At 34.0% G+C, this 7,789-nt stretch carries 7 protein-coding genes and 1 pseudogene; 3 read left to right on the forward strand and 5 right to left on the reverse strand.

Annotation, left to right across the window (positions count from 1 at the left end):
• A partial coding sequence (locus P8H68_RS10465) for an IMP dehydrogenase (RefSeq protein ID WP_300324607.1) occupies nt 1-183 on the forward strand: 183 nt, incomplete at its 5' end.
• Between the two features lie 65 nt (nt 184-248).
• Here the strand turns inward: P8H68_RS10465 and uvrA are convergent.
• Nucleotides 249-3,062, reverse strand: a complete 2,814-nt coding sequence (gene uvrA / locus P8H68_RS10470; RefSeq protein WP_300324609.1) for an excinuclease ABC subunit UvrA — start codon at nt 3,060-3,062, stop codon at nt 249-251.
• A gap of 277 nt (nt 3,063-3,339) precedes the next feature.
• On the opposite strand from uvrA, the gene P8H68_RS10475 reads away from it, so the two are divergent.
• Both P8H68_RS10475 and P8H68_RS10480 read left to right on the forward strand, forming a co-directional pair.
• Nucleotides 3,340-3,924 (forward strand): sigma-70 family RNA polymerase sigma factor, encoded by a 585-nt coding sequence (locus tag P8H68_RS10475; protein ID WP_300324612.1) that lies wholly within the window; start codon nt 3,340-3,342, stop codon nt 3,922-3,924.
• A 55-nt stretch (nt 3,925-3,979) separates the two neighbouring features.
• Nucleotides 3,980-4,129 carry a hypothetical protein gene (locus P8H68_RS10480; RefSeq protein ID WP_300324615.1) on the forward strand — a complete coding sequence of 50 codons (150 nt, stop codon included), beginning with the start codon at nt 3,980-3,982 and terminating at the stop codon, nt 4,127-4,129.
• A gap of 59 nt (nt 4,130-4,188) precedes the next feature.
• Here P8H68_RS10480 and P8H68_RS10485 read toward each other — a convergent pair whose 3' ends face one another.
• From P8H68_RS10485 to P8H68_RS10500, 4 genes and pseudogenes are all read right to left on the reverse strand, one after another.
• Entirely contained in the window at nt 4,189-4,944 is a 756-nt protein-coding gene (locus P8H68_RS10485; protein ID WP_300324618.1) for a DUF1080 domain-containing protein, read from the reverse strand.
• Between the two features lie 3 nt (nt 4,945-4,947).
• Entirely contained in the window at nt 4,948-6,000 is a 1,053-nt protein-coding gene (locus P8H68_RS10490) for a sugar phosphate isomerase/epimerase (RefSeq protein WP_300324621.1), read from the reverse strand.
• Nucleotides 6,001-6,036: 36 nt separating this feature from the next.
• Complete coding sequence (locus P8H68_RS10495) at nt 6,037-7,182, reverse strand: Gfo/Idh/MocA family oxidoreductase (protein WP_300324624.1); 1,146 nt, start codon at nt 7,180-7,182, stop codon at nt 6,037-6,039.
• 9 nt (nt 7,183-7,191) lie between these two features.
• Nucleotides 7,192-7,789 (reverse strand): annotated as a pseudogene (locus P8H68_RS10500) (MFS transporter); the annotation flags it as partial.

A 7,789-nucleotide genomic window follows, 5' to 3' on the forward strand; every position in this document is an offset into this window, starting at 1 on the left:
TTGTTTGCTACAATGCATCAATTTATTGGAGGATTAAGAGCTGGTATGGGGTATTGTGGTTCTGCTACAATTGAAGATCAAAAAAATAACTCTTCATTTGTTAAAATTACAGCTTCAGGTATTGCAGAAAGTCACCCACACGACGTAACAATAACAAAAGAAGCACCAAATTATTCTAGATAATAATTTTACAAACATAAAAAAAGCCTTTCAATTTCTTGAAAGGCTTTTTTTGTAATAATGAATTCTTAAAGTTTCTCTTTTAGGAATTCAGCAGTATACGATTTTTTATCTTTTATCATTTCCTCAGGTGTTCCTGCAAATAGCAAATTACCCCCATTTTTTCCTCCAGTAGGTCCTAGATCAATAATATAATCTGCGCATTTTATTAGTTCAATATTGTGCTCGATCAATACCACAGAATGTCCTTTTGATATGAGAGCTTCTAGTGAGGCCAATAATTTTTTGATATCATGAAAATGCAAACCAGTTGTTGGTTCGTCAAAAATAAATAATGTTTTATCCTTGGTAACTCCCTTCACTAAAAAGGAAGCTAATTTGATTCTTTGGGCTTCTCCTCCAGATAGGGTAGAAGAAGATTGCCCTAATTGCACATAGCCCAAACCAACATCTAACAGTGGTTGTAGTTTTTGAACAATTTTTTTCTGATGGTAATCTTCAAAAAATGAAATGGCATCTTCTATGGTAAGATTTAAAATATCATCAATATTTTTTTCCTTGAATTTTATTTCTAAAACTTCTTTCTTGAAACGTTTTCCTTTACATTCGTCGCACTCTAAAAGAACGTCCGCCATAAACTGCATTTCAATGGTGACTTCTCCTTCACCTTTACATTTTTCACAACGACCACCTTCTACATTAAATGAGAAATGTTTTGGTTTGTAATTACGTGCCTTAGATAAACTTTCATTGGCAAACAAGCTTCTGATATCATCATAGGCTTTGATATAGGTTACCGGATTAGATCGTGAAGATCTACCAATTGGATTTTGGTCAATAAACTCAACGTTTTTCAAGGTCTCAAAATCTCCATCTATCGAGGTGTGCTCACCCATTTTCTCCCCGTGCCCATTCAACCTTTTTTGCAAGGCAGGGTAAAGTATTTTCTTTACCAAAGTACTTTTACCGCTTCCTGAAACTCCGGTAATTACAGTCAATGTATTCAATGGAATGTCAACAGAAATATTTTTTAGGTTGTTTTCTCTAGCACCAACAATCTGAATTTTTTTGTTAGAAGTCCTTCTTTTAGAGGGGACTTCTATTTTAAGTTCTTCGTTGAGGTATTTTGCAGTTAAAGATTCTGATTGTAATACTTGCTCAAAATTTCCTTCAGCAACAATATTTCCACCATGTGTTCCTGCCTCCGGGCCAATATCAATGATATAATCCGCTTCTTTCATGATATCTTCATCATGCTCAACAACAATAACGGTATTTCCTAAGTTTTTTAAAGATTTTAATACATTAATAAGTCTTTCAGTATCTTTTGGATGAAGACCAATACTTGGTTCATCTAAAATATACATAGATCCAACAAGACTACTTCCTAATGAAGTTGCTAAATTAATTCTTTGGCTTTCCCCTCCAGATAATGTGTTAGAAGTTCTGTTTAAGGTCAAGTAATTCAATCCAACATTGTTTAAAAAGGAAAGCCTGTTATTGATTTCGATCAGTAATCTTTTACCTATTTCTTGATCGTGTTTGGATAGTTCAAGATTTTTGAAAAAATCAGCAAGTTCGTCAATGGGTAAATCAACCAAATCAGAAATGTTTTTGCCAGCAATTTTCACATAATTGGTTTCCTTTCTTAAGCGTCTTCCGTTACAGGCTTTACATTTACTTCTTCCTCGGTAACGCGATAAAAGAACTCTAAATTGGATTTTATAACTTTTGATCTCTAGGTATTCAAAAAACTCATGTAGTCCGATAAAAGAGTTTGTTCCGTTCCAAATTAATTCTTTTTGCTCCTCACTTAATTCAAACCAAGGTTTGTGAATAGGAATGTCAAATTTATAAGCATGGTCAATCAGTTGCTCCTTATGTTTTAAAAAAGAATCTGTTTTCCATGGAGCAATAGCATCTTCATAAATGGATAATGTGGTGTTTGGTATAACCAATTCTTCATCAACACCAATAGTGCTTCCATAACCTTCACATTTAGGACAAGCTCCGTAGGGATTGTTAAAACTAAAGAAATGCGTATTGGGTTCTAAAAAAGTTATTCCGTCTAGCTCAAATTTATTACTAAAACTGCTAACTTTTTTATCTGATAGATTTTCTATAGAGCAAACTCCTTTCCCTTCAAAAAATGCCGTCTGAATAGAGTCCGCTAATCGATTGTAAAAATCTTCTTCGTGTTTGACCACAATCCTATCAATAACCAATTGTAGTTTGTTGGATTCTGCTATTTTAATTAATTCTTTAGCATCATACTTTTGCAAAAACGTTTCGTCAAGTCTAGCAACTTCCTCTTCAACTTTGATTCTTGCATATCCTTGTTGAGCCAAAAGTTTAATAACGATTTCTGGATCTTTGTCTTTTTCAAAAGCAATAGGGGCTAATAATAGTAATTTTGTTTTTTCTTCTAAAGCCTTGATGGCTTCAATAACATCCGATACTGTATGTTTTTTTACTTCCTGATTAGAAATTGGGGAATAAGTTTTTCCTATTCTTGCAAAAAGTAATTTTAAATAATCAAAAATTTCAGTAGTTGTCCCAACTGTAGATCTTGGATTGGTACTGTTTACTTTTTGTTCAATGGCAATTGCTGGTGCAATTCCTTTGATGTATTCAACTTTAGGTTTGTTTAATTTCCCTAAAAATTGTCTAGCATAAGAGGAAAGACTTTCTACATATCTTCTCTGACCTTCTGCGTATAATGTGTCAAAAGCTAAACTGGATTTACCTGATCCCGATAATCCTGTGATAACAACTAGTTTATTTCTTGGAATGGCTACATCAATATTTTTTAAATTATGTAGTTGCGCTCCCTTAATCAAGATGTTTTTTTTGGGATCTAAAGCAGAAATGTTTTTTGTCATTGAAATAAAAATATAGACTGTAAAATTAAGGATTCCTTTTTGAAAATTACGCTAGCATAAGATTCAATTTGTATGAAAATTTGATCCATTTTACTCTTAGAGTCAGCTTAACAATTGTTAAAATTTCAAAAAAAACTGGGAATTGGTTTGCTATCTTTGATTTAAAAGCACATATTTGTAGCACCTAATAACCACAAATCTAGCTGCATATAGTATAAAACTACTTTTAAAATCTTAGTAATGTCGTCACTTGACGACTAATTTAAAAGGAAGAGTTATGCAGCGAGTTCATATATCAGATAGTACTTTAGTATCAAATTATATCAATGGGGATGAAAAATGCCTTGAAGTGTTAGTTGTAAAACACAAACAAAAATTGTTTGGTTTTATCTATTCTAAAGTAGGAGACAGACAATTAGCGGAAGATATTTTTCAAGATACTTTTATCAAAGTAATACGTACCTTAAAAAAAGGGAATTATAATGATGAAGGAAAATTTTTACCTTGGGTGATGAGAATAGCTCATAATTTAGTCATTGATTACTTTAGGAAATCCAATCGTTTACCGAAATTTAATAGGACAGATGAATTTGATATATTTTCAGTTTTAAGTGATGATACTAAAAACAAAGAGTCTGAAATTATTCAAGAGCAGTTATATGGACAGATTACTGGGTTGATTCAATACCTACCTAAAGATCAAAGAGAGGTGCTTAATATGAGAATTTATAACGAATTAAGTTTTAAAGAAATCTCAGAGAACACGGGAGCTAGCATCAATACAGTACTAGGACGTATGCGTTATGCATTGATTAATATGCGTAAGCTTGTGGAGCAAAAAGAAATTATTTTAACCAATTAATATAATATATCAGTAATTGTAGCGTTTATTATGGTATAACCCTTAAACGAATTACATGATAAAAAACTACACTGACGAAAAAATTAACAAAGACCCTAAGATGCCATCGGATCAGTCCATTAAATTTATTTTGAATTATTCAAAATCTTTACATTTTATGAAAATGAATAAGACGGATGATCAAGTGGAGTTAAACTTGAATTAAAAAAAAGCCTTCTAGAAATTAGAAGGCTTTTTTTTTGATTATGTTTTTAGTGTCTCTGATTAGAGTTTTCTAAGCCAAATATTTCTATAACTCACAGGAGATCCGTGATCTTGTAACATAATTGGTGCATCTCCATGCGCAGAATATTCAGGGATTCCGATATATTTTGTAGGGCCCAATAATTCAAAATGATCAATAGTTAATATCCCATTATGAAGAACAGTAATGGTTGCTGCAGATTTTAAGCTTTTGTCCTTGTTGAATTCAGGTGCATGGTAGATAATATCATAAGTATTCCATTGCCCTGTGGGTACTGATGCTTTTGCTAAAGGAATGGTCTGTTTGTAGATACTAGATACTTGACCATTTGAGTAAGTAGGATTGTTGTTGTTATCTAGTACTTGTACTTCGTATCTTCCCTGTATAAAAACACCGCTATTACCTCTTTGTTGCCCTTTACGACTTTTATCCAATTCAGGAGATCTCCATTCTAAATGAAGTTGTATGCTTCCATAATTGTCTTTTGTTTTGATACTCCCACCACCTTTATTTTTACCAACGACTGTCATAGAACCGTCTTTGTTAATTTGCCATTTGGCAGGGTTTGAGTTTTTAGCATTGATCCATTGGTTTAAGTCAGAACCATCAAACAAAACAATAGCATCACTTGGTGCTGCATTATTTTTGTGTGTAGTTACCACTGGAGGAATTGGGTCCCATATCTCAGTGTCCTTTGGGCTCATTTCTTTGTTTTTATCCTGTGCATAGGATAAAATGGATAAAAAACTTAAACCAATTACTAAAGCTTTTCTCATAATTTAAATACCTAAAATATTTTTTAATTGTTGTTTGTCTGTTTCTGAGCCAGCAAAATCATCAAAAGTTTTTCCGGTAGATTCGATAATATGCTTTTGAATAAATGGAGCTCCTTCACGAGCACCTTGTTCAGGAGATTTTAAACAACACTCCCATTCCATTACTGCCCAAACATCACATTCGTATTTAGTCAGTTTAGAGAATATCCCTTTGAAATCTACTTGTCCATCTCCTAAAGATCTGAACCTTCCAGGTCTTTCTTTCCAATCTTGATAACCTCCGTAAACACCGCTTTTACCCGATGGTATGAATTCTGCATCTTTTACATGAAACATTTTTATGAATTCATGGTAGTAGTCAATAAACTTTAAATAATCCAATTGTTGCAAAACATAATGACTCGGATCATACAACATATTTACTCTTTTATGATTGTTTGTTGCTTCTAAGAATCGCTCAAAAGTAACCCCATCATGCAAATCTTCTCCTGGGTGAATCTCATAACAAACGTCAACACCTTGATCTTCAAAATGATTTAGTATAGGCAACCAGCGGTTAGCCAATTCTTCAAAGCCCATTTCTACAAGGCCGTTGGGTCTTTGTGGCCAAGGGTATACTGTGTGCCAAAGTAAAGAACCGGAAAAAGTAGCATGAGCATTGATGCCTAGATGTTTACTAGCCGTACCAGAATCTTTTAACTGTTGCACCGCCCATTCCGTTCTTTTTTTAGGATTGTTTTTACAATCGTCTGGAGCAAAGCCATCAAACATAAGATCATATGCTGGATGAACAGCAACAAGTTGTCCTTGCAAATGTGATGCTAGTTCTGTGATTTCTAAACCATAAGAATTAACCAATCCTTTTAGTTCATCACAGTATGTTTTGCTTTCAGCTGCTTTATTTACATCGATTAATCGAGTGTCCCATGAGGGAATTTGAATTCCTTTGTATCCTAATTGCGATGCCCATTTACACATTCCTTCTAATGTATTGAATGGAGCATTATCTCCTGCAAATTGCGCTAAAAAAACTGCAGGTCCTTTTATTGTACTCATATTTTGTGGCTATAATTGTTAGTGATTATGTTTGACTTATAATTTAGTCCAAATTGAATTTTCATTGCTGCTTTTTACTGCGGCATAAATAAATTGCATTCCTCTAATTCCATCTTCTACTGTTGGAAAGTCAGGTGTCTTTGGTGTTTCTCCGTTTTCAAGTGAAAGAAGATGGTTTGCGAAGTTTTTATAAACTGTGGCAAATGCTTCGAGATATCCTTCCGGGTGTCCTGCTGGAATCCTTGATACATTTAGTGCTTCGGGATATAAACCATTTCCATTAGGAGTATAGGTCTTAACTGGTTCGTCCAACCATTTTGTAATCAATTCATTTGGGTTTTCTTGCTGCCATATAATACTACCTTTTTCTCCGTATACTTTAATAGCTAAGTTGTTTTCTTCTCCAACTGCGATTTGAGAAATAGAAAGTGTTCCTTTGGCACCGTTTTCTAATCTTAAAAGTATATTACCGTCGTCGTCAAGAGTTCTTCCTTTACCAAAAATCCCTAAGTCAGCAGCAATTTCATCAATTTTTAATCCGGTAATGTACTCTGTTAGGTTTTCGGCGTGTGTTCCAATGTCACCAAGGGCTCCACCAATACCAGATCTTTTTGGGTCAACTCGCCAAGCAGCTTGTTTTTGACCAGTCTCTTCAAGTGAAGTAGCAAGCCAACCTTGAAGGTATTGAACCTGTACTTTTCTTACTTTTCCAATGTCACCATTTTTGATCATAGCTCTGGCTTGCTTGACCATTGAATTCCCTGTATAATTGTGGGTTAATGCAAAGGTTTTACCAGACTTGTCAATAACAGTTTTTAATTCGGTAGCTTCTTCTAAAGTCAAAGTAATCGGTTTGTCACAGATTACGTTAAACCCATTCTCTAAAGCTAATTTGGCAGGAGGGAAGTGCATGTGATTTGGAGTAACAATAGCTACAAAATCCATTCTGATATTTTCTGGCAGTGCTTTTTCCTTTTGAATCATTTCTTCAAAATTCGAATAGCATCTATCTGCAGGTAGTAAAAGATCTTTTCCTGAGGAAATTGATTTTTCCGCAGTGCTGCTAAAGGCTCCACAAACCAATTCTATCATACCATCTATAGAGGCAGCTTTACGATGTACATCTCCGATGAAAGAACCTGTTCCTCCACCAATCATACCCATTCTTAATTTTCTAGTCATTGTAATTATTTAATTTTTGGCAATTTCTTTTTTCTTCATGTATAAGTTCAATCCAATAAAACATACAATTAATATTGCTGGTAATATTGACATCGTTCTTAAAGCTTCGCTTGCATCTGCGTTGTCCATTAATTTACCCATTATAGGAAGTACTATAGAGACAGATAGCATACCTGCTCCACCCATTATAGAAAGTCCTAATGCTCCAGTTTCAGGAAGGTATTCCGCTACAAATCCAAGCATAGTTGGCCAGAAGAATGTTACCCCTACTGCAAAAACTGTTGCAGCTACAAATGTCATTCCTCCTGACGTAATGGTTAATAACCATAAACCTGCTAGTGTGAAAATAGCTGAGTATAAAAGCATCCCAGAAGGTTTTAATTTGTGTACTACTTGACCAGCAGACAATCTTCCTAAAGCCATAATACCATTGATGAAGGCTAATACTAAAAGAGGTGATTCTACGGATGTTTTTAATAAAGATTCAATTCTTTGAGTGGTTCCTAATTCTGATGCTGCCGTTAAAAACATACAAAACACCATGAATAAGAATAAAGGTTTTCCTAAACTAGAAACCATTTTTTCTTTACTGATTCCTAGTTGAACT

Origin of the sequence: Flavicella sp., assembly GCF_029238425.1 — a bacterium.
Classification (GTDB): domain Bacteria; phylum Bacteroidota; class Bacteroidia; order Flavobacteriales; family Flavobacteriaceae; genus Flavicella.

Excerpts from the sequence above, each read along its gene's own strand:
- uvrA (WP_300324609.1), bottom strand. The coding sequence starts at position 3,062 with ATGACAAAAAACATTTCTGCTTTAGATCCCAAAAAAAACATCTTGATT.
- P8H68_RS10475 (WP_300324612.1), top strand. The coding sequence starts at position 3,340 with ATGCAGCGAGTTCATATATCAGATAGTACTTTAGTATCAAATTATATC.
- P8H68_RS10480 (WP_300324615.1), top strand. The coding sequence starts at position 3,980 with ATGATAAAAAACTACACTGACGAAAAAATTAACAAAGACCCTAAGATG.
- P8H68_RS10485 (WP_300324618.1), bottom strand. The coding sequence starts at position 4,944 with ATGAGAAAAGCTTTAGTAATTGGTTTAAGTTTTTTATCCATTTTATCC.
- P8H68_RS10490 (WP_300324621.1), bottom strand. The coding sequence starts at position 6,000 with ATGAGTACAATAAAAGGACCTGCAGTTTTTTTAGCGCAATTTGCAGGA.
- P8H68_RS10495 (WP_300324624.1), bottom strand. The coding sequence starts at position 7,182 with ATGACTAGAAAATTAAGAATGGGTATGATTGGTGGAGGAACAGGTTCT.